General features: G+C 73.4%; 23 protein-coding genes and 2 pseudogenes. 13 read left to right on the plus strand and 12 right to left on the minus strand.

The features are described from left to right. Nucleotides 1–760, minus strand: a 760-nt coding sequence (locus AAW13_RS27540) for a TerD family protein (protein WP_167391739.1), incomplete at its 3' end; no start/stop codon positions are given. A 278-nt stretch (nucleotides 761–1,038) separates the two neighbouring features. Here AAW13_RS27540 and AAW13_RS27545 point away from each other — a divergent pair. From AAW13_RS27545 to AAW13_RS27555, 3 genes are all read left to right on the plus strand, one after another. Next, nucleotides 1,039–1,494: a DUF6643 family protein gene (locus AAW13_RS27545; RefSeq protein WP_046729273.1), complete on the plus strand. Its 456-nt coding sequence runs from the start codon at nucleotides 1,039–1,041 to the stop codon at nucleotides 1,492–1,494. 890 nt (nucleotides 1,495–2,384) lie between these two features. Continuing rightward, nucleotides 2,385–2,990 (plus strand): Rv1733c family protein, encoded by a 606-nt coding sequence (locus AAW13_RS27550; protein ID WP_046729274.1) that lies wholly within the window; start codon nucleotides 2,385–2,387, stop codon nucleotides 2,988–2,990. A gap of 172 nt (nucleotides 2,991–3,162) precedes the next feature. Beyond that, nucleotides 3,163–5,601, plus strand: coding sequence for a right-handed parallel beta-helix repeat-containing protein (locus AAW13_RS27555; protein ID WP_046729275.1), 2,439 nt, complete (start codon nucleotides 3,163–3,165; stop codon nucleotides 5,599–5,601). Here the strand turns inward: AAW13_RS27555 and AAW13_RS27560 are convergent, their stop codons facing one another. After that, a complete protein-coding gene (locus AAW13_RS27560; protein WP_046729376.1) occupies nucleotides 5,602–7,851 on the minus strand; it encodes a hypothetical protein in 2,250 nt (749 codons plus the stop codon). It lies immediately after the preceding gene. A gap of 399 nt (nucleotides 7,852–8,250) precedes the next feature. Here AAW13_RS27560 and AAW13_RS27565 point away from each other — a divergent pair, with 399 nt between their 5' ends. Together AAW13_RS27565 and AAW13_RS27570 are read left to right on the plus strand one after the other, a co-directional pair. Then, complete coding sequence (locus AAW13_RS27565) at nucleotides 8,251–9,069, plus strand: DeoR/GlpR family DNA-binding transcription regulator (RefSeq protein WP_046729276.1); 819 nt, start codon at nucleotides 8,251–8,253, stop codon at nucleotides 9,067–9,069. Nucleotides 9,070–9,156: 87 nt separating this feature from the next. Continuing rightward, nucleotides 9,157–9,633, plus strand: coding sequence for an SRPBCC family protein (locus tag AAW13_RS27570; protein ID WP_046729277.1), 477 nt, complete (start codon nucleotides 9,157–9,159; stop codon nucleotides 9,631–9,633). Nucleotides 9,634–9,636: 3 nt separating this feature from the next. Here the strand turns inward: AAW13_RS27570 and cds1 are convergent, their stop codons facing one another. After that, complete coding sequence (gene cds1, locus AAW13_RS27575) at nucleotides 9,637–10,761, minus strand: L-cysteine desulfhydrase Cds1 (protein ID WP_046729278.1); 1,125 nt, start codon at nucleotides 10,759–10,761, stop codon at nucleotides 9,637–9,639. A 389-nt stretch (nucleotides 10,762–11,150) separates the two neighbouring features. Here cds1 and AAW13_RS27580 point away from each other — a divergent pair, with 389 nt between their 5' ends. After that, nucleotides 11,151–11,474, plus strand: a complete 324-nt coding sequence (locus AAW13_RS27580; RefSeq protein WP_046729279.1) for a hypothetical protein — start codon at nucleotides 11,151–11,153, stop codon at nucleotides 11,472–11,474. 181 nt (nucleotides 11,475–11,655) lie between these two features. Next, nucleotides 11,656–12,091: pseudogene (locus AAW13_RS47035) on the plus strand (ATP-binding protein); the annotation flags it as partial. A 335-nt stretch (nucleotides 12,092–12,426) separates the two neighbouring features. Here AAW13_RS47035 and AAW13_RS47665 read toward each other — a convergent pair. From AAW13_RS47665 to AAW13_RS27600, 3 genes and pseudogenes are all read right to left on the minus strand, one after another. Next, nucleotides 12,427–12,792, minus strand: a pseudogene (locus tag AAW13_RS47665) (FtsX-like permease family protein); the annotation flags it as partial. 277 nt (nucleotides 12,793–13,069) lie between these two features. Next, nucleotides 13,070–13,996 carry an ABC transporter ATP-binding protein gene (locus AAW13_RS27595; RefSeq protein WP_240528756.1) on the minus strand — a complete coding sequence of 309 codons (927 nt, stop codon included), beginning with the start codon at nucleotides 13,994–13,996 and terminating at the stop codon, nucleotides 13,070–13,072. After that, a complete protein-coding gene (locus AAW13_RS27600; RefSeq protein WP_046729281.1) occupies nucleotides 13,993–14,283 on the minus strand; it encodes an SHOCT domain-containing protein in 291 nt (96 codons plus the stop codon). Before AAW13_RS27600 ends, AAW13_RS27595 begins: the two co-directional genes overlap by 4 nt. Before the next feature lie 164 nt (nucleotides 14,284–14,447). Here AAW13_RS27600 and AAW13_RS27605 point away from each other — a divergent pair, with 164 nt between their 5' ends. Together AAW13_RS27605 and AAW13_RS27610 are read left to right on the plus strand one after the other, a co-directional pair. Next, nucleotides 14,448–15,017, plus strand: coding sequence for a TetR/AcrR family transcriptional regulator (locus tag AAW13_RS27605; protein ID WP_046729282.1), 570 nt, complete (start codon nucleotides 14,448–14,450; stop codon nucleotides 15,015–15,017). A 30-nt stretch (nucleotides 15,018–15,047) separates the two neighbouring features. Beyond that, nucleotides 15,048–15,632 carry a DUF4865 family protein gene (locus tag AAW13_RS27610; RefSeq protein ID WP_046729283.1) on the plus strand — a complete coding sequence of 195 codons (585 nt, stop codon included), beginning with the start codon at nucleotides 15,048–15,050 and terminating at the stop codon, nucleotides 15,630–15,632. Nucleotides 15,633–15,639: 7 nt separating this feature from the next. Here AAW13_RS27610 and AAW13_RS27615 read toward each other — a convergent pair whose 3' ends face one another. Further along, nucleotides 15,640–16,875, minus strand: a complete 1,236-nt coding sequence (locus tag AAW13_RS27615; RefSeq protein ID WP_046729284.1) for an ROK family protein — start codon at nucleotides 16,873–16,875, stop codon at nucleotides 15,640–15,642. Between the two features lie 112 nt (nucleotides 16,876–16,987). Beyond that, on the minus strand, nucleotides 16,988–17,638 hold the full coding sequence (locus AAW13_RS27620; protein ID WP_046729285.1) for an alpha-ketoglutarate-dependent dioxygenase AlkB family protein: 651 nt from the start codon (nucleotides 17,636–17,638) through the stop codon (nucleotides 16,988–16,990). Between the two features lie 67 nt (nucleotides 17,639–17,705). Here AAW13_RS27620 and AAW13_RS27625 point away from each other — a divergent pair, with 67 nt between their 5' ends. Further along, on the plus strand, nucleotides 17,706–18,836 hold the full coding sequence (locus AAW13_RS27625) for a methyltransferase (RefSeq protein ID WP_046729286.1): 1,131 nt from the start codon (nucleotides 17,706–17,708) through the stop codon (nucleotides 18,834–18,836). A 190-nt stretch (nucleotides 18,837–19,026) separates the two neighbouring features. After that, nucleotides 19,027–19,806: a DeoR/GlpR family DNA-binding transcription regulator gene (locus AAW13_RS27630; protein ID WP_046729287.1), complete on the plus strand. Its 780-nt coding sequence runs from the start codon at nucleotides 19,027–19,029 to the stop codon at nucleotides 19,804–19,806. Between the two features lie 15 nt (nucleotides 19,807–19,821). Here AAW13_RS27630 and AAW13_RS27635 read toward each other — a convergent pair whose 3' ends face one another. From AAW13_RS27635 to AAW13_RS27645, 3 genes are all read right to left on the minus strand, one after another. Further along, entirely contained in the window at nucleotides 19,822–20,217 is a 396-nt protein-coding gene (locus AAW13_RS27635) for a luciferase domain-containing protein (RefSeq protein ID WP_046729288.1), read from the minus strand. 183 nt (nucleotides 20,218–20,400) lie between these two features. After that, nucleotides 20,401–21,330, minus strand: a complete 930-nt coding sequence (locus AAW13_RS27640) for a carbohydrate kinase family protein (RefSeq protein WP_046729289.1) — start codon at nucleotides 21,328–21,330, stop codon at nucleotides 20,401–20,403. Beyond that, complete coding sequence (locus AAW13_RS27645) at nucleotides 21,327–22,004, minus strand: class II aldolase/adducin family protein (protein ID WP_079178991.1); 678 nt, start codon at nucleotides 22,002–22,004, stop codon at nucleotides 21,327–21,329. The genes AAW13_RS27640 and AAW13_RS27645 overlap by 4 nt, the downstream gene beginning before the upstream one ends. A 57-nt stretch (nucleotides 22,005–22,061) precedes the next feature. Here AAW13_RS27645 and AAW13_RS27650 point away from each other — a divergent pair, with 57 nt between their 5' ends. Then, the gene (locus tag AAW13_RS27650) at nucleotides 22,062–22,715 is read left to right on the plus strand and encodes a TetR/AcrR family transcriptional regulator (protein WP_046729290.1); all 654 of its coding nucleotides are present in this window, start codon (nucleotides 22,062–22,064) and stop codon (nucleotides 22,713–22,715) included. Nucleotides 22,716–22,811: 96 nt separating this feature from the next. Next, nucleotides 22,812–23,963 (plus strand): MFS transporter, encoded by a 1,152-nt coding sequence (locus tag AAW13_RS27655; RefSeq protein WP_046729291.1) that lies wholly within the window; start codon nucleotides 22,812–22,814, stop codon nucleotides 23,961–23,963. Nucleotides 23,964–24,141: 178 nt separating this feature from the next. Here the strand turns inward: AAW13_RS27655 and AAW13_RS27660 are convergent, their stop codons facing one another. Continuing rightward, nucleotides 24,142–25,845, minus strand: coding sequence for an alpha/beta hydrolase (locus tag AAW13_RS27660; protein WP_046729292.1), 1,704 nt, complete (start codon nucleotides 25,843–25,845; stop codon nucleotides 24,142–24,144). Between the last annotated feature and the right edge of the window lie 227 nt (nucleotides 25,846–26,072).

The following is a 26,072-nucleotide window of genomic DNA, read 5'->3' on the forward strand; positions in this document are numbered from 1 at the left end:
GTACGGGGGCGGCCGAGGGGGACGGCGGGACGGGCAGCCCCGCCGAGGTCGGCGCCGGGGACTGCGGGAAAGGGAGCCCTCCGGGCGGCGGCGGAACCGGGGCGGGGGCCGGGGGGACCGGAGCCGGGGGGACCGGGCTCGGGGCGACCGGGGTCGACGGGAGCGGGGCGGGAGCGGGGGCCGGTGGGGCGGCCCGGGAAACGGGGGGCTGCTGCGCATGCTGCGGCTCGTCCACCGTGATCCCGAAGTCGGTCGCGAGCCCTTCGAGTCCGCTGCCGTAACCCTGCCCCACCGCGCGGAACTTCCAGCCGCCCTGACGGCGGTACAACTCACCGAATACGAAAGCGGTTTCTACGGTCGCGCCGGAGCTGTCGAATCTGGCGGCCACATTTCCGGACGCCGCGTCCCGTACCTCGATGTAGAGACCGGGAACCTGCCCGAAGGTCCCGCCGTCGGCGGAGGCCGCGAGGACGATCTGCTCGATCGGGGCCTCCACGCGCGCGAGGTCGACGAAAAGCGTGTCGGTGACCTGGTCGCCGGAGCGCCGCTTGCCCTCGTGCCGGACCGCGCCGGAGGCGTGCGACGGCTGGTTGTAGAAGACGAAGTCCCCGTCGGAGCGCACTTTCCCGGCGACCAGCAGCAGCGCCGAGGCGTCCGCGTCGGGCACGCCCGGACCGGAGCGCCAGCCCAATTCGACACGCAGCGCCGTGGTCGGCACCGGCGTATTGGATCCTTTCGACATTGACATGTCCGCCCCCATCAGTGTCGGCATGCCGGGCGCACCCCGGCGGTCCCAGGTCATCCCTACCCGCACAACCTATTCCGGGGGACAGGGAACGCCCACGAACGGCACAGGAAGATCCCCCGCCAACTGCCGGTAACGGCCCCGGAACTCGGCCTTTACACGATCAAGACGCCGATTGCCGTCCTTTTTTGCCGAGTTCGCTCGGATTGGGGATCCGGCGTCACCGCCGACACGGAAAACAACCCTCTTATCGGTCTCCCCAACCAGCACATCGTGGGCTTACCTTATGTGCCATGACCTCCCCCCGCTCCACCTATGGCGGCGGCTACTACTCCGCCTCCTTCCCGGACACCCCGATCTACGACTCGCTCGTGGCCGAACGGGGCACCCCTCAGATCGCCCCGATCCGGGTCCCTCCCGCCTACGACACGAGCGGCGGCCTGAACCTGCCTGCCCTGCCGTCGGCACTGCCCGCCCTTCCGGCAGGCCCCTCCCAGGCCGCCCCGGGCTACGGCTACCCGCAGCAGATGCAGCAGCCCGCCCCGCTGCAACAGGCGCCCGCCGCGTACATCCCCCAGCAGGCGACTGGCCCGCGCGGCTACCCGGCGCAGCAGCCCCAGCAGCCCCGTCCCATGATGGGCGGCACGGGCTACGAGGCGATGCGCCCGGCGGCTCCGCGCCCCGCGCAGCCCGCTCCGTACCAGGACCCGTACAACAACCAGCAACAGCAGCAGTACCGCGGCTACTGACCGGCGACCCCCGGATGTCGGTGCCGGCCGGCACGACGACGTCATGGGGACGCCGGGCCGCGGTTCGTCCACGCTCACCTTGGTCAAGGCGCTCCGGGGCCGCCCGCCCCGGCAGGCCGTCCTGAGACCGTCGGCGCCGGCCGGTGAGCAGCGCCGGGCTCTGATCGACGACGGGGGAAGGGTCGTCAGTCGGCGCCGCCGGCCATGCCGTGCCGTCACGCCGCCGAACCGCTGTCCGGCGGCGATGTTCGTGTGCCCGCGTCCGGACGGCCGCCCCTGACGGTGCCCGTCCCGGAGCCGACACCCGCCCCGGAGCCGCCCCGGACCACGGCTCGGGCCCCCGGACACTCTTGACCGGGCAGCAACGCAGGGCGGTCACCCCCGCGAGGGCCCGCCGACCGCGCACCTTCTCGGACCGCATGCCGCAGCGCACCGCGCCGACGGCCGCGTACCGCAGCGCCCCCGCGCAGCGCTTACGGCCGCATGCCGCAGCGCCCCGCCGCTTACGGCCGCATGCCGCAGCGCCCCGCCGCTTACGGCCGCGTGCCGCGGCGCGCCCGCCCGCTCGCCTCGGCCCTCCGCCCCGCCCACCATCGGCGTCCTCGGGGACGGTCGGCGCCTTCTGGCCGCGCGCCGTCCGTCCCTGCTCCCACCCCTGCTCCCACCCCTGCTCCCGCCCCGGCCACCGCCCCGCCCTGCCTCGAACCCGCCGGTGACCCGGTCCGAGTGATCTCCGTCGCGACGGGAACCCGGGCCCACGGTCCGGTCGTTGACCGTCGTGAGAAGTCGACGAAAGTCCCGCCGGGGTGATTTCCCTCTCTCTTCGGCAGGGGTCCGCGGGTGAACGGTCCGGGTGGGGTTATCACGGAGCGGGAAGGGGGTGGTGGCCGATGCGAGCGATCCGCGGCCTGTGGCGCTGGCGGCGCAATCCGCTGCGCCGCTCGACCGACCTGATCGAGGCCTGGGTGGCCCTGGTGACACTGGTGCTGATCGCGGTGGCCGCACCGCTGTTGGGCGCGGTCGTCGGCGCCGCCGCCCAGGGCGCCCTCCAGCGGTCCGTCCGGCAGCAGCAGCACGACCGGCACCTCGTCGTGGCCACGGTGGTGCGCAGACTGGGCGGTGCCCCGGTGGAGCCCGATCCCGACACCACCAGCGCCCACGACACCCGCAGCCGGGTCCTCGCCGACTGGACCGGACCGGACGGCAGCCATCGGCACGGCCCGGTCCTCACGACTCTCAAGTCCCCCCACAAGGGCGACCACTTCGACGTCTGGACGGACCCGCACGGCCTGATAACGGCCCGCCCGCTGGACTCCACGACGGCGACGACACACGCCGTGCTGGCCGGCTTCGGCGCCGCCCTGCTCACCGCGGGGCTGGTCGACAGTGCCCGACGGCTGATCGTCTGGCGCATGGTCCGCCGCAGGTACGCGCGCTGGGACCAGGCCTGGGACCGGGCGGGTCCGGACTGGGGCAAGGCCGGCACGGGCAGCTGACGGCCTTTTGTCTCTGGTCAACCCATCGCCTCGGCGCACGCTACGGTGGACCGGCCGAAGCGCATTCGGCATCGACCCGCGCGCGAGCGAACCACAGGGGCGAGCACCGTCCGCGGTACCGCCCCGAGACGAGCGAGCGATCTGTACGACGAGGTGGGGGCACGGCAACGCCATGGCACAGGGCACGGTCCAGGTGACGCACACCGGCACATCGCGGTGGCGACGCCGCACGGGTGAGTACGCATCGCTCGCCGCCGCCCTGGAGGCCGCCGCCGACGGCGACGTCCTCACGGTCGCGCCCGGCACCTACCGCGAGAACCTCGTCGTCCAGCGCGCCGTGACGCTGCGCGGACCGGAGGGCTCGCCCGGCTCGGTCCGGATCGCGCCCGCGGACGGGGTGCCGCTGACCGTGCGCGCCTCGGCGGTCGTACAGGACCTGCACGTCGAGGGCCAGGACGCGGCGGCACCCGCACTGCTGGTCGAGGAGGGCACGCCCGAGCTGCTGGACGTACGGATCGTCACCCGGTCCGCCGCCGGGATCGAGGTCCGCGGCGGTGCCCGGCCGACCGTGCGGCGGTGCACCGTGGACAACCCGGCCGGCATCGGCATCGCGGTACTCGACGGCGGCGGTGGGGTGTTCGAGGAGTGCGAGGTGGTGGCGGCGGGCCAGGCGGGCGTGGCGGTGCGCGGCGGCGGCCACCCGCGGCTGGACCGCTGCCGGATCCACCACGCCTCGGGCACCGGTGTGACGGCCACCGGGGAGGGCTCCGCGCTGGAGGCGGTGGGGTGCGAGATCTACGAGGTGCGCGGCTCCGGCGTGCAGGTCACCGCGCGGGCCACGGCGCATCTGACCGACTGCGACGTGCACCGCACCACTGGCGACGGCGTCACGCTCGACACCGACGCGGTGCTCACCCTCGCCGACTGCCGTATCCACGACATCCCGGAGAACGCGGTCGACCTTCGTTCGCGTTCGGTGCTCACGCTGACCCGCACGACGGTGCGTCAGTTCGGCCGCAACGGGCTGTCGGTGTGGGACCCCGGGACCCGTGTCGACGCCAACCAGTGCGAGATCTTCGACAGCACCGGTGACTACCCGGCGGTGTGGGTGAGCGACGGCGCCACCGCCGTCCTGGACTCCTGCCGGGTGCACGACGTGCCGGACGCGCTGTTCGTGCTGGACCGCGGCTCCCGCGCGGACGTCGTCGACAGCGATCTGTCGCAGGTGCGCAACACGGCCGTGTCGGTGAGCGACGGGGCGACCGCGCAGCTGGACGACTGCCGGATCCGGGACGCGGCCACCGGTGCCTGGTTCCGCGACCACGGCAGCGGCGGCACCCTCAACAACTGCACGGTGGACGGCACCCAGACCGGGGTGATCGTCACCAAGGGCGCCGATCCCACCATCGAGCGGTGCTCGGTGGACTCCCCCGCGGAGGCCGGTTTCTACGTGTCGGCGGGCGGCCGGGGCTCCTTCCTGAACTGCCGGGTCACGGGCAGCGGCGGCTACGGCTTCCACGTGATCGACGGCTGCCGTACGACACTGCGCAAGTGCCGCACGGAGCGGTGCGCGCGCGGGGGTTACGAGTTCGCGGAGGGCGGGCCGGACGCGGACTCGGGCACCGGACCCGTGGTGGAGGACTGCACCAGCGACGAGAGCGGCAGCCTGCGGCCGTCCACCGCGCGGGAGACGGCCGTGCAGACGTCGTACCAGTCCTCCGGCCTGCTGGGGGCGATCCCCGGTCAGCGCAGCACCGAGCAGGAACCCCTGCTCACCCCGGCGGCCCCCGAGGAGCCGGCCCGGACCTCCACGGCCGTGCTCGGTGAACTCGACGCGCTGGTCGGTCTGGACAGCGTCAAGCGCGAGGTGCGGGCGCTGACCGACATGATCGAGGTCGGCCGCCGCCGCCGGCAAGCCGGGCTGAAGGCCGCGTCGGTCAAGCGGCACCTCGTCTTCACGGGCTCCCCCGGCACCGGGAAGACCACGGTCGCCCGGCTCTACGGTGAGATCCTCGCCTCCCTCGGCGTGCTCGAGAAGGGCCATCTGGTCGAGGTGTCCCGGGTCGACCTGGTCGGCGAGCACATCGGTTCCACGGCGATCCGCACCCAGGAGGCCTTCCAGCGGGCGCACGGCGGTGTGCTGTTCATCGACGAGGCGTACGCCCTGTCGCCGGAGGACGCCGGGCGGGACTTCGGCAAGGAGGCCATCGACACGCTGGTGAAGCTGATGGAGGACCACCGGGACGCGGTGGTGGTGATCGTCGCGGGGTACACCGCGGAGATGGAGCGCTTCCTCTCGGTCAACCCCGGTGTGGCGTCGCGTTTCTCCCGGACCATCACCTTCAGCGACTACGGCCCCGAGGAGCTGCTGCGGATCGTGGGGCAGCAGGCCGACGAGCACGAGTACCGACTGGCGCCGGGTGCGTCCGAGGCGCTGCTGAAGTACTTCACGGCGATCCCGAAGGGCCCCGCGTTCGGCAACGGCCGTACCGCGCGGCAGACCTTCGAGGCGATGGTGGAACGGCACGCGAGCCGGGTGGCCCAGCTCGCCGACCCGACCACCGACGACCTCACCCTGCTGTACGCCGAGGACCTGCCCGGACTCGCCTGATCACGTGGTCGGTCGCGGCCGTGGTCCGGGCAGGTCCGGACGCAGGCGCGCCAGCAGCCGTTCCCGTTCCTCGGCGAAGGCCGGGTCCGCCTGGTAGTCGGAGTGCCCCAGGATGGGGGCGGGCAGCGGATGGCCCGGCGTGCGTCCGTAGGCGAGCGGGTCCTTGAGGGGCGGGTGGTCGACCTCGGGGCCGTCGCCGTCGGCGATCCGGACGGGGCCGCCGATGGGGTCGGTGGGCCGGTAGAGGTTGCGCCAGCAGGCGACGTCGCGGTGCAGGGCATCGAGCTGGGCCGGGCCGAAGTGGGCCGGGAACCAGCGGCCGTACAACCGCTCCAGTGGGGAACCGTACGTCAGCAGGGCGACCCGCGCGCGTACCGGCGGGGTCAGCTGCCAGGCCGCGGCGGCCGCGAGGACGCTGCCCTGGGAGTGGCCGGAGAGGACCAGCCGGCCGCCGGTGCGCCGGGTCCAGGTGTCCATCCGCCAGGTCAGGTCGGGCACCGCGCGCTCGGCGTAGCAGGGCGGGGCGAAGGGGTGGGCGGCACGCGGCCAGAAGGTGCCGACGTCCCAGAGGATGCCGATGGTGCGCCGGGCGGCGGCGTCCTTGTAGGCGCGCCGGCCCCAGGTGACGAAGAGTATGAAGCCGAGGCCCACCAGCCAGGAGCCGAGCGCCTGTGAGGCCTCGGCCGCGCCGTGCACCGGCGCGTACATGCGGTCGGCGGCCCCGTCCGGTGTCTTCCCGGTGGTCAGGGCGCCCGCCAGCGCCCCGGCGCCCAGCACCAGCGTGGTCGCGCACAGCACGGTGACCACGGACGGCGTCCGGTCGGTGAGGGCGGCCATGGCCCGGACCCGGGCGATCCGGCGGGTGCGCGCGATGTCCTCCGGCTCACCGGGATGCTCCCGGTCCACGGCGGCCCGGTCGGCGCGGCTGAGCCGTGACGTGAGCCAGGACAGCCGGGCGACGGCGGCGAGGAGCACCACGAGGACGGGCGGGATCACCGAGGCCTGCCAGGTCAGCAGCACCGGCGGCCCGGGGATGGAGGCGCCCGTGCCGTCCAGCCAGTCGGCGACCCGCTGGGCGACCCCGCCCGACATCACCCCGCCCAGCGCGCAGGCCAGCAGGGCGACCGCGGGGCCGCCCAGGCCGCGCATCGCGGCGCGCGGGTCGGGGAGCCTGCGGTGCAGGTCGAGGGCGACGAGGCCGAGGGCGACCACCAGCGCGCCCTGGGCCAGGGCCAGGCCGCCGAAGGTGGTGTCCCCGGCGAGCCGCCCCGTGGAACGCCATCCCGGCCGGGACCAGGCGGCGTACAACGTGACCAGCACCAGCAGGGTGAGCGCGACCAGGGGCAGGCGTCGTACGAGGTGCCGGTCGAGTTCCTGGTCGGGGAGGTTCTCGGTGCGGCCCCGGCGGCAGACCACCCACACCACGGCCACCGCGCCGACGGCCAGCGCGCCGGTCAGCAGCCGGCCGAGCGCGTCCAGTACGGCGGCTCCGCCCGGCCGGCGGTCGAAGGCGGCCGCCGGTGCGAGGACGGCGGCGGCGACGGTGAGCAGGCCGGCGGTGGTGTGGGCGGCGCGCAGCCGGGCGACCAGCCGGCGCCCGTACCAGAAGCCCGGGCTGCCCAGCGAGGTGTGGCCGGGTTCGGCGTCGAGGGTGATGGGCCGGGTGGACTCGTAGGCGCTCCAGGTGCGGTGCGAGAGGTACCAGAGCAGGGCGGTCAGCGCGGTGGGCGCCAGGGCGGCCAGGGCGAGCCGGCGGCCCGGGAGGCTCCACCAGCCGCCGTGCGAACCGGCCGGGGAGAGGAAGCCGAGCCAGGTGTGCCGGCGGGCGCAGGCCGTGACTCCCGCGCACTGCCAGGCGGTGAGGTCGAGGGCCACCTCGCAGGCGGCGGCGACGAACAGCACCGTGAGGGTGAGCCCGGCGAGGCGGACCAGCAGGCCGTAGAAGCGGACGGTGCGCGGCCGGTCCTGGGCGGCGGGGCGCATCCAGTGGGCGAGGTTGACCACCATGAACGGCAGGAGCAGGAGCCACAGGGCGCGGGAGGCGTTGCCGGAGGTCAGGTTGCACCAGACGTAGGCCTCCGGCACCGGGCGGTCGCGGTAGTCGCCGGGCCGGGACTCGGCGTCGACGTCCTCGGCCCGGCGGAAGACGGCGGCGGTGGCGTCGCCGGTGATCCGGACCGTGCGCGGATCGTCGAGCATCTTCCCGGGCGTCGTACCGCCGACGCCGTGCACGAGCAGTTCCAGGTCGATCTCCGGTAAGCCGGCCGGGGCCGTGGTGGCCCGGCGGGCGGGCGCGGGATCCTTCGCTGTCGGCCGCCCGGCGGGATCGCCGGCGGTGCGTTCTGGCGCGCGTTCCACTCTTCTCGCACTTCCCCCGTGCCGAGCCGATGGTCTGTCCGTGCGCGTTCCAGGATCTCCGATCCGGGTGTGACGCACACCACTTCTTACGGAATCTCCCCGTTGTGTGTGACACCTGGTGCAACACGTGGTGACCGAATGACATGTGCGCAGCGACACAGGGAGTGGCGCAACCGGTGTGGTCCCGTGAAAGGATGGGGCGCCCGCGCACCGGAACCGAACGGAATCGCCTGGTCGGAGCTGGTACGCCGGACGTGTCGGACGGCTTGAGGCGAGAGGACCGGAGCGTACGTGAGTGAGAACCAGAACCTCCTCGCGGAGCAGCGCCGCGCCCTGATCCTGGACGAGGTCCGGCGCCGGGGCGGCGTACGGGTCAACGAGCTGACCCGCAAGCTCGGCGTCTCGGACATGACCGTGCGCCGGGACCTGGACGCACTGGCCCGCCAGGGCGTGCTGGAGAAGGTGCACGGCGGTGCGGTGCCGGTGGTCGAGGCGAGCACGCACGAGCCGGGGTTCGAGGCCAAGTCGGGCCTCGAGCTCACGGCCAAGGAGGACATCGCCCGGGCCGCCGCCGAACTGGTCGTGCCGGGGACGGCGATCGCGCTGTCCGGCGGTACGACGACGTACGCGCTGGCCCACCAGCTCCTGGAGGTCCCCGACCTGACCGTGGTGACGAACTCGGTGCGGGTCGCGGACGTGTTCCACGCCGCGCAGCGGGTCTCCGGACAGCGGCAGGGCGCGGCGACGGTGGTCCTGACCGGCGGTGTGCGCACACCCTCGGACTCGCTGGTGGGGCCGGTGGCCGACCAGGCGATCGCCGCGCTCCACTTCGACCTGCTGTTCCTCGGCGTGCACGGCATATCGGTGGAGGCGGGGCTGTCCACGCCGAACCTGGCGGAGGCCGAGACCAACCGCCGGCTGGTGCAGTCGGCGCGCCGGGTCGTGGTGGTCTCCGACCACACCAAGTGGGGCACCGTGGGGCTGAGTTCGTTCGCCAAGCTGGAGCAGGTCGACACGCTGGTCACGGATGCAGGGCTGCCCGCCGACGCGCGCGCGGAGATCTCCGAGCATCTGCGCCGGCTGGTGGTCGCGGGCGAGTCGGAGGACTGACCACCGGACGGGGCAGACTTCTGACGGCACGTCAGTTATCGTGACGGGTCCGGTCAACCGCCTTTCTGGCCAAGGGGGTTCACGCCCATGCCGCGTCGACTGCGCCCCGTGGGGCTCGACTTCGTCGAGACCGCGCCCGTACGCCTGGTGTTCGCCCGGGAGATGTCCGCGCCGCCCGACCGGGTCTTCCACGCGCTCAACGACGACGTGCCCGGCTGGGCGGAGTGGTTCGCCGCGGTGACGCACGCCGAGTCGCTGGACGACGGCGCCGGCCGCGCCGTCCGGCTCAAGGGCGGCGGCCGCTTCCGGGAGACGGTCATCGCGGCCGAGAAGGCGGAGGTGTACGCCTACCGGGTCGACCTGACCAACGTGCCCGGCGCCCACGCCATCGCCGAGGAGTGGCGGCTCGCCCCGTCCGGCGCCGGCACCCGCGTGCGGTGGACCTTCGCCGTGGCCGGCACGGCGCCGTTCCGGCTCGCGGTCCGGGCGGCACGCGCGGGCCTGGGCCGGGCGTTCCGGGACGCGGTCACCGCACTGGACCACCGGCTTTCGGACACCGGCTGACTTTCAGTCGGGCCAGACCCCCGTGCGCAGCAGCGACTCGATCGCCGTGGTGTACGGCGTGAGGTCCAGCCCCTGTTCCGCCACCCAGGCGTCCGAGTAGTACTTGTCCAGATAGCGGTCCCCCGGATCGCACAGCAGCGTCACCACACTGCCCGTGCGTCCCTGTGCCACCATCTCGGAGACGATCTTCAGCGCGCTCCACAGGCCGGTGCCGGTGGAGCCGCCCGCGCGGCGGCCGATCGTCCGCTCCAGTGCCCGTACCGCGGCCACGCTCGCCGCGTCCGGCACCTTCATCATCCGGTCGATGGCGCCCGGGACGAAGCTCGGCTCCATGCGCGGCCGGCCGATGCCCTCGATCCGGGAGCCGCAGTCACAGGTGACGTCCGGATCACCGGTGGTCCAGCCCTCGAAGAAACAGGAGTTCTCGGGGTCGGCGACACAGATACGGGTGTCGCGCTGGGTGTAGTGGACATAGCGCGCGAGCGTCGCCGAGGTACCGCCGGTGCCCGCCGTGGCGACGATCCACGCAGGTTCCGGGAACCTCTCCAACTCCAGCTGGCGGAAGATGGATTCGGCGATGTTGTTGTTGCCGCGCCAGTCCGTGGCCCGCTCGGCGTAGGTGAACTGGTCCATGTAGTGGCCGCCGGTCTCCGCCGCCAGACGTGCGGACTCCTCGTACATCTTCCGGGAGTCGTCCACGAAGTGGCACTGCCCGCCGTGGAATTCGATGAGCCTGCACTTCTCGGCGCTGGTCGTGCGTGGCATGACGGCGATGAAGGGCACGCCGATCAGCTTGGCGAAGTACGCCTCGGAGACGGCCGTCGAGCCGCTGGACGCCTCGATCACGGGGCGGCCCGGCCGGATCCAGCCGTTGCACAGGCCGTACAGGAAGAGGGAGCGGGCCAGCCGGTGCTTGAGGCTGCCGGTGGGATGGGTCGACTCGTCCTTGAGGTAGAGGTCGATGCCCCACGCCTCGGGCAGCGGGAAGCGCAGCAGGTGGGTGTCCGCCGAACGGTTCGCGTCCGCCTGGACCTTGCGGACGGCCTCTTTGAGCCAGTCACGGTAGGCGGGGTCACTGCGGTCGGCGTCGAGGGTGGCGCCGGTCTGGATCTGCGGGGTGGTGCTCACGACAGGGCTCCTCACACGTCGCGCCGACGACGCCCGAACGCGGCCGACGCATCGATCATAGACATCTTCCACACGCTTCTCACCTGCATAAACGCAACTTTGGGCGACTCAAAGGCACCCCTGGGGAACACCCGGGGCAAGCCGGCGAGCACCCAGGAGACCTGGCGCGATCTTTTCGGGGGGCGCATTGCGCCGAGTGCTCCGAGCGCCCCCCGCCCGGCGGTCCGTGCGTACTGGTGCTCCTCGCCGGGGGCGGGCAGACTGCGACCCGACGGGACGAACGTCCCGAACGGGGGCGCACACTGGGTTCACGACACGAGCCGGAGCAGGCCGGCCGGGGCCACAAGCCGCCGGGCCGGCCACCGAGGCAGTCGAAGGGGCGGGGCACGATGACGGAGCCGGAGTTCACGGCGACGGGCGTACGGATCGACAAGCGGCTGCGTTCGCTCACCCGGGCCGGACAGGTCCGGATAAGGGACGGCAGGCTGCAACTGCTGACGAGTTACGGCAGCGAGATCGACAGCGCGCCCGTGCAGGCGGTACGGGCCTCCAAGCCGTGGTTCGCGTCGGAGGACCGGGCCCTGGCCGACCTCAACGGCCAGCGCTACTCACTCACCCTGGGTGACCACGACCCGGCGCCGGGCGAGCCCGGGCCGCCCGCCGCGCGCCGCTTCATCGAAGCGGTACGACGGGCCGCGGGACGGGACCGCTGAACCACGGCGAGTTGCGGGACCGTACGCACTGGGTCACGCTTGTCACACGTCACTCTGGGTTTACCGGCGATAACGCTGCGAACCAGCCCGCCGGCCACGACAGCAGGCGGCCCCCTGGACGGCGCCTCGCTGGATCCGTTCTCCCGTGTTCTTCCGGACCTCACGTCGGGGAGTCGCAGCCGTGATCAAACACCCAAGCAGACACTGCTCGGTGGAGCTTCAAGCCTTGCCCTCGCGGATCGGTCAGGTCCGCAGAATCGTATCTGCGCAATTGCGCTACTGGCGTCTCGACCCGCTCATCGACCGGGCCGCGCTCGGTGTGACCGAGCTGCTCACCAACGTCCACCGGCATGCCCAGCCGGACAAGAACTGCACCGTGGAGATCGAGCTCCAGCTCGACCGGCTCACGGTGTCGGTGCGCGACCACGATCCGCGCCTCCCCGTGGTCGGGGAGGGCACGACCGCCACACCCATGGCCACCTGCGGCCGGGGGCTGGCGATGGTGGCCGCGGTCAGCGAGAGCTGGGGGGTGCGGCCGCACGACGACGGCAAGGTCGTGTGGTTCACCTTGCCGGCGCCGACCTCCACCCCGCAGGCGACCCGGCCGCCGCACCGTGCGGCCGAACCGGTGCCCCGCAGGATCGTGGCGGCGGAACCCGCGACCGCGGGCATGCCGGCCCCCGCCCACGCGATGGCCGGCTCCCCGGCCGCCGCACACGCGAGCACCGGCTCCCCGGCCGCCGCACACGCGAGCACCGGATCTCCGGGCGCCGCACAGGTGGCCGCCGGGGCTCCCGTCCCCGCTGCCACGCACACGGCCACCGGTGTCTCCGCCGCCGGACACGCTCCCGCCCGCTCGGCTGTCGTCAGTTGAGCGGGCGGTGAGGCTTCTCACCGGGGTGCCGCCGCGCGGATACTCCGTGGCGACGGCCCGCAGGACGTCCAGGCGCGCCGCCCGGCGGGCCGGGCGCAGGGCCGCGAGGGCGCCCGCCGCCAGTCCGACCATCGCCACGACCGCCAGTCGGACCGGCGGGACGGCGAAGGCGAACGCGGTGTCGCTCGCACCGTCCGAGGCCCGGACCAGGACCCAGCCGAGGAAGGCACCGAGGGCGATCCCGCCGGCGGTGCCGAAGGCGGCGACCAGGACCGACTCCCGGCGGACCATCGCGCGCAGCTGGGCGCGGGTCTGGCCGACCGCCCGCAACAGGCCGAGTTCGCGGGTGCGTTCGTGGACGGCCAGGGTCAGGGTGTTGGCGATGCCGAGCAGCGCGATGAGGACGGCCAGGGCCAGGAGCGCGTAGACGAGGGTCAGCATCATGTCGATGCCGCCCGCGGAGGACCGCGCGTACTCGTCCCGGGTCTGCACCCGCGGGTCGCCGTACCGCGCGGCCACCGCGGCGACCGCCGCCCGGCCCGCGGCCGTGCCCACCCCTGGTCTCAGGGCGACGGCCACCAGGGTGTCGGAGTCCTGGATCGCGTGCGGAGCCCAGGCCGCTCGGGTGATGACGTAGTCCCCGACGAGTTCGGACCGCCCGTACACCGCGCGGACGGTGAAGTCCTGCCGCCTGCCGTCGGTGAAGGTGAGGCGGGCGGTGTCACCGGGACGCAGGTGCTGCCGGTCGGCCTCCGTCCGGGTGACGGCGATGCCGTCGGCGCCGAGCCCGGTGAGGGAGCCCTGGACGGTGCCGAGGTCGAAGGTACGGGCCAGGGCGGCCGGATCGGTCACCGTCAACGCCCTTCCCCTGCCGTCGACTTCGGCGACGCCCCGGCCGAGTCCGACGCACCTCGAAGGCCTTCAGCCGGTCCAGCACCCGGTCGGCGGTCGGGGACTCCATGCGGTCCACCAGGCGTCCGTCGGCGAGGAAGACGACCTCGTCGGCGTGGGCGGCGGCCACCGGGTCGTGGGTGACCATCACGACCGTGCGGCCCGTCTCGCGTACCGCGTCACCGAGCAGGCCGAGGACCTCCGCGCCGGAGCGCGAGTCCAGGTTTCCGGTCGGCTCGTCGGCGAAGACGACCTCGGGGCGGTCCGCGAACGCCCGTGCCACGGCGACGCGTTGCTGCTGCCCGCCGGAGAGCTCGGCGGGCCGGTGGCGCAGCCGGTCGCGCAGCCCCACGACGTCGACGAGCGCGTCGATCCACTCCGGGTCGCCGCCGGTGCCCGCCAGGTCCAGTGGCAGGGTGATGTTCTCCGCCACGGTCAGCGTCGGCACCAGGTTGAACGCCTGGAAGACGAAGCCGATCCGGTCGCGGCGCAGCAGCGTCAGCCGCCGGTCGTCGAGCGGGCCCAGTTCGGTGTCGCCGATGTACGCGGCGCCCGAGGTGAGGGTGTCGAGACCGGCCGCGCAGTGCATCAGGGTGGACTTCCCGGAACCGGAGGGGCCCATGATCGCCGTGAAACGGCCCACCGGGAACGCCAGGTCCACGCCGTCGAGGGCGTGTACGGCGGTGTCGCCGCCGCCGTACACCTTCACGGCGCCCACCACCCGGGCGGCGGCCCGCAGTACGGTCGTCGTGCTCATGCGGCACCGCCCTTGCCGATACGGCCGAAGTGCTCCTCCAGGACGGACAGCCTGCGCCAGTACTCGTCCTCGTCGATCTCGCCGGAGGCGAAGCGACGGCCGAGGACCGCGAGCGGCGAGTCACCGGACGGGCGCCCGGTGTCCGCCGGGAGCCAGGGTGCGCCGCGCCCGCGCCGGCCGGTGCGGCGCAGGAAGGTGACGGCGCCGATCACGACGGCCGCCCAGATCAGCGGGAAGAACAGGATCCACGGGCCGGGTCCGCCGTCCCAGTTCGCCAGGGTCTGCATGTCGGTTCGACTCCTCCGTCGGCAGGTCTCGTGCGATGCCTGGAGCCTGGCTCCGGAGAGGGGCCCGGGTCGTCGTGCGGCCGACGACAGTGGCCGTACCTCCCGGGGAGTACGCGGCGGCGGCCGCTCTGCTCCCCGGGGCCTGGCGTTCTGTAACTACTGGTATGTACAGTCCTCGTGTGAGCACGTCGGAGCGGTTGATCGAAGCCACACGTGAGCTGCTGTGGGAACGCGGATACGTCGGCACCAGCCCGAGGGCCGTCCTGGAGCGCGCCGACGCGGGCCAGGGCAGCATGTACCACCACTTCAGGGGCAAGCCCGAGCTGGCGCTGGCCGCGATCCGGCGCACCGCCGAGGAGTTGCTGGCTTCCGCCGAGGGTCTGCTCACCGGGCCCGGCACACCGTACGAGCGGATCGAGGCGTATCTGCGGCGCGAGCGCGACGTGTTGCGCGGCTGTCCCGTCGGGCGGCTGACCATGGACCCGGAGGTCGTCGCCAGCGACGAACTGCGGGCGCCGGTCGACCGGACGCTCGACCGGATCCGGGAGCTGATCGCCGGGACCGTCGAAGAGGGCAAGGCGCAGGGGCAGTTCGGGCCGCACGTGGACAGCGGGGAGGTCGCCGCGACGATCCTCGCCACCGTCCAGGGCGGTTACGTCCTGGCCCGGGCCTCCGGTTCACCGGCCGCGTTCGACGCCGGGGTGCGCGGACTGCTGTCCCTGCTGAGGAGTTGACGTCACGACCACCGAGAGGAAGCCCCCGGTATGCATGCCCTTCAGTACGAGCTGACCCTCCCGGCCGACTACGACACCGGTGTCGTCCGCGACCGGGTGGCGCGCGTCGCGCATCTGCTCGACGACTGGGACGGCCTCGGCATCAAGGCGTACCTGCTGCGCGAGCGCGGTGTGCACGGCTCGCCGGTCAACCAGTACGCGCCGTTCTACCTCTGGGACACCGTGGAGGGCATGAACCGCTTCCTGTGGGGAGGCCCCTTCCAGGGACTCGTGAACGACTTCGGGCGGCCCGCGGCCCGGCAGTGGACGGGGCTCGCGTACGAGGAGGGCACGGCGGCCGGCGCACCGGCGGCGTTCGCGGTACGGCGGCGCGAACCCGTGCCCGACGGGGTCGAGTTGGCCGAGCTGATGGCGGACGTGGTGCGGGAGACGCGGCGGACCGCGGACGAGGACGGTGCCGTGCTGGCGGCGGCCGCCGTGGACCCGGGCCGCTGGGAGCTGGTCCGCTTCTCGCTCTGGACGCACGCCGCTCCGGAGGCCGAGGGGGACGTGTTCCAGGTGCTGCACATGTCGGCACCCGGCCGGCACCGGCTGCCACCCGGCCGTCAGTGGTGAGCGGCGGCTACCGCAGTGCCGCCAGTGGGTCGTCCAGCACCGGCTGCCAGGCCAACTCGGCAGCTCCCACGAGGCTGTTGTGGCTGAGCGTGCACGGCAGGATCGGCACGCTGCCGCTCTGCCCCCACAGACTGCGGTCGGCGACGACCGCGCGCAGCCGCTCGGGGTCGGCGTCCAGCAGGGTGCGGTGCAGGCCGCCGAGGATGATGCGGTCGGGGTTGAGGATGTTGACCAGTCCGGCCAGGCCCAGGCCGAGACGGTCGATCAGGGCCTCCGCGGCCCCGCGGACGGTGGGGTCGCCGTAGTGGTCGCGGACCAGGTCCTCGGCCTGCCGCAGCAGCGACACCTCGGGGCCGGGCTCGCGGCCCGCCTCGATGAGCAGGGCGAGGGGATCCGCCTCGACGTCCAGACAGCCCCGGCTGCCGCAGTGGCAGGGGCGCCCCTCGGGGTTGACGGTGAGATGGCCGACCTCCAGGGCCAGACCCGAACTGCCGGTGTGCAGACGGCCGTCCAGGACCAGCGCGCCGCCGACGCCGCGGTGTCCGGTGGCCACGCACAGCAGGTCCCGGGCGCCGCGGCCCGCGCCGTGCCGGTGCTCGGCGAGCGCGGCGAGGTTCACGTCGTTCCCCGCGAACGCCGGACCGGTGATACCGGCCGCGCGCACGCACTCCGCGAAGATCCGGCGTACCGGGGCGCCCACCGGCCAGGCCAGGTGCAGGGGGTTGAGGGCCAGGCCCTCCGGTTCGGCGACCGCGGACGGCACGGCGAGCCCGGCGCCGACGCAGCGCAGGCCGGTGCCGCGCAGCAGGTCCGCGCCCGCCTCGACGACCGAGCCGAGCACCTTCGCCGGGTCGGCGTCGACCGTCTCGCAGCCGGGGGCGGTGGCGACGATACGGCCGCCCAGTCCGACGAGCGCCGCGCGGAAACCGTCGGCGTGCACCTGGGCGGCGAGCGCGACGGGGCCGTACTCGGCGACCTCCAGCCGGTGCGAGGGGCGGCCCTGGGAACCGGCGGCGGCACCGGGGTGGGCGTCGACCCTGATCAGGCCGAGCGCCTCCAGTTCGGCGGCGACGGCGCCGGCGGTGGCCCGGGTGACGCCGAGTTCCGCGGTCAGGACGGCGCGGGTGGGGGCGCGGCCGGTGTGCACGAGTTCCAGGGCGGGGCCGAGTGCGCCGCGTCCTCTGTCCAACCGGGGTTTCGAGGTTCCGTTCCCCGTCGGGCCGGGGGACACCTTGCCGCTCATGAGAGGGAGTCTGCCATGATCCTCCGGAGGGGCCGCATCAAAGGTGCGGCGGCGTCGGGGCTGGTCGCGCGGTTCCCCGCGCGCCCGTGGGGCGCGCGCCGGCCGGGGTCGGTCACAAGCCACTCACTCTCAGCGTGACGTTCAACCGGCCGGTGAGGCCCAGCTCCGCCGGTCCCGTGCCCGGGTACACCCTCGGCACCCCGTGATAGGCGAGCCGCGACTCTCCCCCGAACACGAACAGGTCCCCGGACCTCAGCTCCACGTCCGTGTACGGCTTGCCCCTGCTCTCCGCGTTGCCGAAGCGGAAGACGCACCTGTCCCCCAGACTCAGCGACACCACCGGCGCGTTCGAACGTTCGTCGGCGTCACGGTGCATGCCCATGCGGGCGTCCGCGTCATAGAAGTTGATCAGTGCGATGTCGTACGACAATCCGCCGACCGCCGCCGGGCCCAGCGCGTCGGTGACCGCGCCGCGGGCCAGTTGGTCGAGCCAGGCCGGGAACGGCTTGACCGGGCTGCCGTCGCCGTCGACGACCGTGCGGGCGTAGGCGTACGGGTGCCAGTGCCAGCCCAGGCAGACCTGGCGGGCGGTCATGGTGCCGCCGCCGGGTGTGCGGACCGTGCGCAGTCCGGCGGGCGGCCGGGCCCAGTCACGGCAGGCGGCCAGGAGCTCACGCTGACGCTCCGCGCTCAGCCAGTCCGGGACGTGCACGGCGCCCGGCGCGACCTGGGCGCACGCCCTCGGGAACAGCTCGTCCTCCATGCCCCCATCCTGCCCGACCGGGCCTGAGCTGGGGTTCCGCTAGCCTGGACGCACGATGAGCGACCGTATGACGACTCCGTGGGGCGAGGTCGAACTGTCCCGCTTCCCCGAGGACCCGCGCGACCGGCTGCGTGCCTGGGACGCCTCCGACGCGTATCTGCTCCGGTATCTCGACCGGGAGCGGGTCCGCACGGACGGCACGGTCGTGGTGCTCGGCGACCGCTGGGGCGCGCTGGTCACGGCGCTGGCGGAGCACCGGCCGGTGCAGATCACCGACTCGTACCTGAGTCAGGAGGCGACCCGCGTGAACCTGGCGCGGGCGGGTGTCGAGCCGGGTGCCGTGCAGCTGCTCACCACCCAGGACCCGCCGCCGGACCGGGTGGACGTGCTGCTGGTGCGGGTGCCGAAGAGCCTGGCGCTGCTGGAGGACCAGCTGCTGCGGCTGGCGCCCGCCGTGCACGCGGGCACGGTCGTGATCGGCACCGGCATGGTGAAGGAGATCCACACCTCGACGCTCCGGTTGTTCGAGCGGATCCTCGGGCCGACCAGGACCTCGCTCGCCGAGCAGAAGGCCAGGCTGATCCACTGCACCCCCGACCCGTCGCTGGAGCGCCCGGAGAATCCGTGGCCCTACAGCTACGCACTGCCGGACGGCGTCGGCGCGGTCTCCGGGCGTACGGTCGTCAACCACGCCGGGGTGTTCTGCGCGGACCGGCTCGACATCGGCACGCGGTTCTTCCTGGGGCATCTGCCCGAGGGCGGCCGGCGCTTCGTGGACCTGGGGTGCGGCAACGGGGTCGTGGGAACGGCGGTGGCGGTGGCCGATCCGACGGCCGAGGTGCTGTTCGTCGACGAGTCGTTCCAGGCGGTGGCGTCGGCCGAGGCCACCTACAAGGCCAACGGGGTGCCGGGGCATGCCGAGTTCCGGGTCGGGGACGGACTCGCCGGGGTCGCGGCCGGCAGTGTCGACGTGGTCCTCAACAACCCGCCGTTCCACTCCCACCAGGCGACCACCGACGCCACGGCGTGGCGGATGTTCACCGGGGCGAAGCGGGCGCTGCGGCCGGGCGGCGAGCTGTGGGTGGTCGGCAACCGGCACCTGAACTACCACGTGGCGCTGCGCCGCCTGTTCGGCAACAGCCGACTGGTCGCGAGCGACCCGAAGTTCGTGGTGCTGAAGGCGGTCAAGCGGGGTTAGGCGGGCCGGTCGGCACGCCGGCGATCACCCCCGGCTGATTCCCCCGGTGCCCACCCGCCGCTGTTTCCCCCGCCGACCCCCCGTCGTGCGCATTCTTGCAAGATGGGGTCGCTTTTCGAGCACAATCAGGCATGTCGTCGGGATCCGGGTGCGCTAGGGTCGCCGGGAGGCCCAGGAACGGAGGCGGTGGATGTCGCGGGACGCCCGCTGGAAGGCGCTGCTCGAGCTGCTCGTGGAGCACGGTCGCCTCGAGGTCGAGGAGGCGGCGGCCGAGCTGGCGGTGTCGGCGGCCACGATCCGCCGGGACCTCGACCAGCTCGCCGAACAGCAGATGCTGGTGCGCACCCGGGGCGGCGCGGTGGTGCACGGGGTGTCGTACGAGCTGCCGCTGCGCTACAAGACCGCGCGGCGGGCCTCGGAGAAGCAGCGGATCGCCAAGGCGGTGGCCGAACTGGTCGCGCCGGGCGAGGCGGTGGGGCTGACCGGTGGCACGACCACCACGGAGGTGGCCCGCGCCCTGGCCGTGCGCGGTGACCTCACCTCCGGCACGCCGGCGCTGACGATCGTCACGAACGCGCTCAACATCGCCAACGAGCTTGCCGTACGGCCGCAGTTCAAGATCGTGGTGACCGGCGGGGTGGCGCGCGCCCAGTCGTACGAACTCGTCGGACCGCTCACGGACGGGGTGTTGGGTCAGATCACCCTGGATGTGACGGTGCTCGGAGTGGTCGCCTTCGACGTCGAGCACGGCGCCGCGGCCCATGACGAGGCGGAGGCCGCCGTCAACCGGCTGCTGTGCGAGCGCGCGGCCCGGGTGGTCGTCGCCGCCGACTCCAGCAAGCTGGGCGGCCGGGCGTTCGCCCGCATCTGCGCGGCCGAACTGGTCGACACGCTGGTGACGGACACGGCTGCGGCACCGGAGACGGTGCGCGGGTTCGAGGAGGCCGGGATCCGGGTCGTCACCGTGTGACTCGGCCGCGCCCCCTCACATACCGCTGGTCTGCGCGCTGACGAAACCGGCGCCCCGCTCGTCGTTGCAGCCGAACACGGGCCGGTCGGCCGGGTCCGGCCAGCTCTGCTGCGCCTGGAGGGCGACGCTCACCAGGGTCAGCAGCAGGTCGACGTCGCTCGCGGCGTCGAGCCGGATGGTCACCCACTGCGAGCCCGGGACGATCCGGATCGCTCCCGTGCTCTTGAGGTCCTTGGCGAAGTGCCGGATGGCATGGGTCGTCAGACGCAGGTCCACGTCACGGTCGGAGTGGAAGTGCGCGATCTCGCCCTGCGTCGAACTCACCGCCTGGCCCAGGCCGCAGCTCGGAACGGCCTGGGTCAGGTCGGGCCAGGTCGCCAGTTGCGCCAGAGCGCGCGAGGCCAACGTCATGGGCCCATCATGGCCCGCTCACTCTGTGGTAACCAACCAGCGAGCAGTTATTAACCGAGCTGTTGCCGGACCCGGTACGAACACAGACGCCCGGGGCGAGTGAATATCCGCAGGATTTCAGCGGTTCGAGGGACGTGGAGGCACCTCTCGGGCGTCCGGGACGGCCGTGGCCGACGTCACGCGTCACACACGCCTGGCGCCGCCGGCCGCGAACGCGTCGGCGGCGTCGAGGTCGAAGTCCCCGTGGTCGCTGCCGAGTCCCTGGGCGACCAGTGCCGCCACGGCGTTGCCGAGCACGGCGGACTCGGACGGCGTGCGGCCCAGTCCGATGCCGTAGACGAATCCGGCCGAGAACGCGTCACCGCAGCCGGTGGTGTCCACGACGTCGATCTCGAACGCGGGGACCGTCTCGGTACCGTCGGCGGTGACCAGCAGCGCCCCGTCGGCACCGCGGGTGACGGCTACCAGTCCGGCCCCGGCGCCGACCAGTTTCTTCGCGCCGGCCACCAGGTCGTCCTCCTCGGAGAAACCCAGTACCTGGTCGTCGTTGGGGAGCAGGAGGTCGATGTGCGGCAGCGCCGGCGCGATCTGCTCGAAGCTGCCGAACACACCGGGGGCGAGCAGGTCCACGGAAGTCGTCACACCGTGCTCCTTGGCGAAGTGCAGGATCCGCGCGGCGACTTCGACCCCGATCAACTCCGGTCCGCCGAGGTGCAGATGACGGGACTCGGCGATGGCGTCCCAGGGCACGTCGTCGAGGCCGTAGGTGACGTTGGCGCCGAGCAGGTGGAGGGAGGGCCGGTCGCCGGTGGAGCTGATGGGCAGCACGCTGGCCGAGGTGTTGGTGTCGGTGCGGCGGACCAGGAACTCGGTGCCGACGCCCGCCCCGCGGAGGAGCCGCACCAGCATGTCACCGGTGGCGTCGGCGCCGATCGCCCCGGTGGTCAGCACCGTGGCGCCGAGCTTGGCGAGCGTGAGGGCGGTGCCGCCGGCCGTCCCGGCGGCGGTCATCCTGATGTCCTCGACCAGGGTGGCGCCCTGGCCCTCGGGTATCGCGTCCACCGGCCGCACCAGTACGTCCAGCACGTGCACGCCCATCGTGACGACTCTCATGGCTTGCCCTCCTTCAGGGATCGGGTGGTGCCGTAGTTCCGTGCGATCGCGGCCTCGATCACCGCGAGTTGCTGGTGCTCGTCCAGGACCCGGGGCTTTCCGAGAGCCGCCGCGTGCTGGTAGACCCCGCAGGCCCATTCGAGCAACAGGGCGTTCTCGACGGCCTTGTCGAGGGTCGGGCCGACGGTGACGGAGCCGTGGTTGGCCATCAGGGCGGCGCTGCGGCCGTCCAGCGCGGCGAGCACCGACGCGGCGAGTTCCGGGGTGCCGAAGGTGGCGTACGGCGCCACCCGCACGGTGCCACCCAGTGCCAGCAACTGGTAGTGGATGCAGGGAAGTTCGTCGAGCACGCAGGAGAGGGCGGTGGCCATCGGGGCGTGCGTGTGGACGACCGCACCGGCGCCGTAACGCCGGTAGACCCCCAGGTGCAGGTCCAGTTCGGAGGTCGGTTGCAGGGTCCCGGCGACGACCTCGCCCGCCAGGTCGACCACCGTCACCTGGCCCGCGGTGAGGTGGGCGAGCACGGCTCCGGTCGCGGTGACCGCCACCCGGTCCCCCACCCGCACGCTGACGTTGCCCGCCGTGCCGACCAGCAGTCCCGCGGCGCCCAGACGGCGGCAGACGTCCGCCACCGCGGCCCGCTCCTGCACCAGCGCGGAGCTTGAGTCCGTCATGGCCGCGACGGTAACGTAAACCTGAAACAAAGTCACGTTCAGATTCGGGAGCCGTACGTGAGCGAGCCGACCGCCGACGAGACCGGGGCCGTCCTGCGCCGGACTCCTCAACAGGCGCGCAGCAAGGCGCGGTTGGCGCGGGTGCTGGAGGCGGCGGAGCGGGTGCTGGTGGCCGAGGGCGTCCAGGCGCTGACCACCACCCGGGTCGCCGCGGAGGCCGGGGTCTCGGTCGGTTCGCTGTACCAGTACCTGCCCGACCGGGACGCGATCATCGACGCGCTGGCGGCCACGTACTTCTCCCGGCTCGAAGCGGTGATGGCGGAGTTCGCGCACAGCGCGGCCACCGAACGCTGGCCGGACCCGGTCGGCGTGCTCATCGAGCGCTACGCCGGGCTCTACCGCGCCGAACACGGCTTCCGCGCCCTCTGGTTCGGCAGCGGCCTGACCGACCGGACCCGGGCGGCGGACCGGGAGCACAAGCACCGGATGGCCGACGGGGTGCGCCGGGTCCTGCTGGCGCTGGGCGTCGCCGACGACACGGAGGAGCTGGGCCGGGCCTGCCATGCCGCCGTCCTCGCGGCGGACGCCCTGGCCCAGGAGGCGTTCCGCCGGGACGCCGCGGGCGACACCGCCCTGCTCGACGAGGCGAAGATCATGCTGCGCGGCTACCTCACCGCCATCACCGCCCGCCGCCGGCACCACCGCGGCTGAGCGGCCGGTACGGCCGGCATCGCCCTTGCGGCCCTCGGCACACCCTTCTACGCTGACTTTGTGCCGCTAATAAACAAAACCCGTTCGCACAGTGTCGTGCCGGGTAGCCCCGTCGCCCTCACCCGTCTCCGCATCGCCATCACCGCCTTCTTCGCCATGGACGGGTTCGTCTTCGCGGGCTGGGTGGTCCGGATCCCGGACATCAAGCACCAGACCCATGCCTCGGTCGGCGCGCTGGGGCTCGCGCTGCTCGGCGTGTCGGCCGGTGCGGTGATCACCATGACGCTCACCGGCCGGCTGTGCCGCCGGTACGGGAGTCACCGCGTGACGGTGGCCTGCGCGGTCCTGCTCTCCCTGAGCGTGGCCCTGCCCCCGCTCACCCACTCGGTACCGGCCCTCGGCGCGGTCCTGCTCGTCTTCGGCGCCGCGTACGGCGGGTTGAACGTGGCCTTCAACAGCGCCGCGGTCGACCTGGTCGCGGCCCTGCGCAGGCCGATCATGCCCACCTTCCACGCGGCCTTCAGCCTGGGCGGCATGATCGGCGCCGGGCTCGGCGGCCTGGTCGCCGGCGCCCTCTCCCCCACCCGCCACCTGCTCACCCTCACCGTGATCGGCCTCCTGGTCACCGCGGTCGCCGGCCGCACCCTGCTCCGCCACGGCATCCCGGTCCCGCACCCCGAGGACCGTACCGAGGCCGCCCCGCGCCGACTGGACCGCCGTACCCGCCGGATGGTGTTCGTCTTCGGCCTGATCGCCCTGTGCACGGCGTACGGGGAGGGGGCGATGGCCGACTGGGGCGCGCTGCACCTGCGGCAGGACCTGGGCGCTTCCGTGGGGGTCGCCGCGGCTGGTTACACGTGTTTCGCACTGGCCATGACGGTCGGCCGGGCGAGCGGTACGAGGCTGCTGGAGCGGCTCGGGCGGTCCAGGACCGTGGTCCTGGGCGGCGGGACGGCGGCCGCCGGCATGCTCCTCGGCTCGCTCGCGCCCTGGGTGTGGGCCACCCTGCTCGGTTTCGCCGTGACGGGCCTCGGCCTGGCCAACCTCTTCCCGGTGGCGGTGGAACGGGCCGGTGCCCTGGCCGGCCCGTCGGGCGTGGCGACGGCGTCCACCCTGGGCTACGGCGGCATGCTGCTGGGGCCGCCGGCGATCGGCTTCATCGCGGACTGGGCGTCCCTGCCGACGGCCCTGACGAGCGTGGCGGTGCTGGCGGCGGTGGCGACGCTGATCGGCGCGGCGACGAGGTAGCACCGGGCGGAACCGGACACCGCGACGCCTCTCGCGGCGCGCAACGTCGCACGCCGCACGCCGCCGCACGTGGCATGCACCGCCGGACATGGCATGTACCACCGCGCTTCGCGTGCCACCGCAGGCGGCGTGCCGCCGCCGGTGGGGAGCCGCCGCTGGTGGGGAGCCCGCGCGTCCCTCAGTCCAGCAGTCCCGGCTCGGGTACCGACTCCAGCAGTCCGGCCAGTCTCGCCGTGTCGGCCGCCGTCCACCCCGGTGGGCGGGTGATCTCGGCCCACGCGCTCGTCGGCAGTGTCCCGTAGCGGTGTCCGAAGCCGTCCGGGACGCTGTCGGCGCCCGCCAGATCGCACGCCACCTGCCAGAACGTCAGCAGCGGATACCACCGCATCGCCGGCGACACGTCCCGGGCACGCGGCCGCTCCAGCCAGTCCGGTTGGTGCAGGGCCAGGTCGGGTGACCACCAGACGACCGGGTCGGAACCGTTCTGTAGATACACCGCGCGGGGCTCTCCCCACGGCGTCGCGGGGATGCCGTAGTCCTTCGGCACCTGAGCGAACCGCACGTTCGCCCCGTCGGCGACCACCGGCCGCCACTCGGGACTGCCCGGCCGGCGCTCCGCGGTGATCCTCTTCCACAGGGGGTTGTCGTAGGTCGGCCCCACGAAAAGCGCCCCGCCGGTCTCCGAGGTGAGCGTGGTCAGGGAGCCGTCGAGGGCGGACTCCATGGAGAAGGAGCCGAGACTCTCCCCGTACACGAGGAGCCGGGGGCGGGAGTTCGCGGGGAGGGTGCGCCACCGGTCGTGGACCGCGTGGAACAGGGCGCGGCCGGTGGCGGCGGCCTCGTCCTCGGTGAGCGCGGAGACCCAACTGGGCAGGTAGGAGTACTGCATGGCGACCTGGGCGGTGTCACCGCCCCACATGTACTCCAGGGGTTTGCTGCCCTGGTCGTTGATCCAGCCGGTGCCGGTGGTGCCCATGACGGCGAGGACCTGCCGGGAGAAACCGCCGGTGCGTTCGAGTTCCCGTACGGCGAGGGCGGCACGTTCGTCGAGGGTGTCGGCGGAGCGCAGGCCGACGTAGACGCGTACCGGATCCTGCGCCGGGCGGCCGGTGAAGGCGGCGATGTCCGCGCGTGGCGTGGCGGTGCCGACGAAGTCACGGCCCTTGGCGCCGAGCGTGTCCCAGGGCGCGGCGGAGTCGGGACCGCCGGAGAGGGTGGGCAGGTCCGGCCGGTGCACGCCCTCGGTGGTGCCCCGGTCGGCGAGGGAGGCGCCGCTCTCGATCGCGTCGAGTGCCGCCCGCAGCAGGAAGCCCTGGACGACTCCGACGATCACGAACGCGACCACGGCGGCTCCGGTGCCGTAGGCGACGCGGCGCGGCACGTGGGCGCCGAGCGCGTGGGCGAGGACGCGGGTGCCGAGTCGTACCGCGCGGCCGAGCAGGAGGAGCAGGGCGGCGACGCACGCGGCCACGACCGGGACCAGCGCCCACTGCCACCGGGCGAACTGCGGGGGCAGGGACACCGCGCGGCGGACCTCGCCCTCCCAGCGGACGCTCCAGGCGGTGACGGTGACGACCGAGGCGACCGAGAGCACCACCAGCGCCGGCCGGACGATCCTGAGGACGCGCGGGCGGACCCGGACACCGGCCCAGCGGAGCAGGAACCGGGCAAAGGTCTCCAGCACGGTGCCTACGGCGTAGCCGACGACCGCCGAGACCCCGGCGGCGAGCCCCTGGAGCCACCAGGCGCGGGGCAGCAGGGACGGAGTCAGGGACAGGCAGTAGCACAGCACCGCCACGGCGAGGCCGCCCCAGCAGGGGCGCCGCCGGACCACCCGGCCGGGTCCCGCGTGCCGGCGTACCCGCTCCCCCGTCCCGCGCACTCGCTCCCCCGTCCGGCGCGCCCGCTCCGCCGTCCGGCGGGTCCAGTCCCTCGTACGGTTCAGAGCCCTGCCCACACCACTCACTCGGCCACCTCGGGACCACGATCGGCCACCGCTCGCGGCCCCGCATCCGGAAGGTCCGCGAACCGGTCCGCCCGGTCGGCAAAAGGTGCGGAGCACCAGCGGGTGCCCGATGGTGGTGGGCATGGCCCAGGCGCAGACCACCG

The organism is Streptomyces humi, assembly GCF_001005085.2.
GTDB classification, from domain to species: Bacteria; Actinomycetota; Actinomycetes; order Streptomycetales; family Streptomycetaceae; genus Streptomyces; species Streptomyces humi.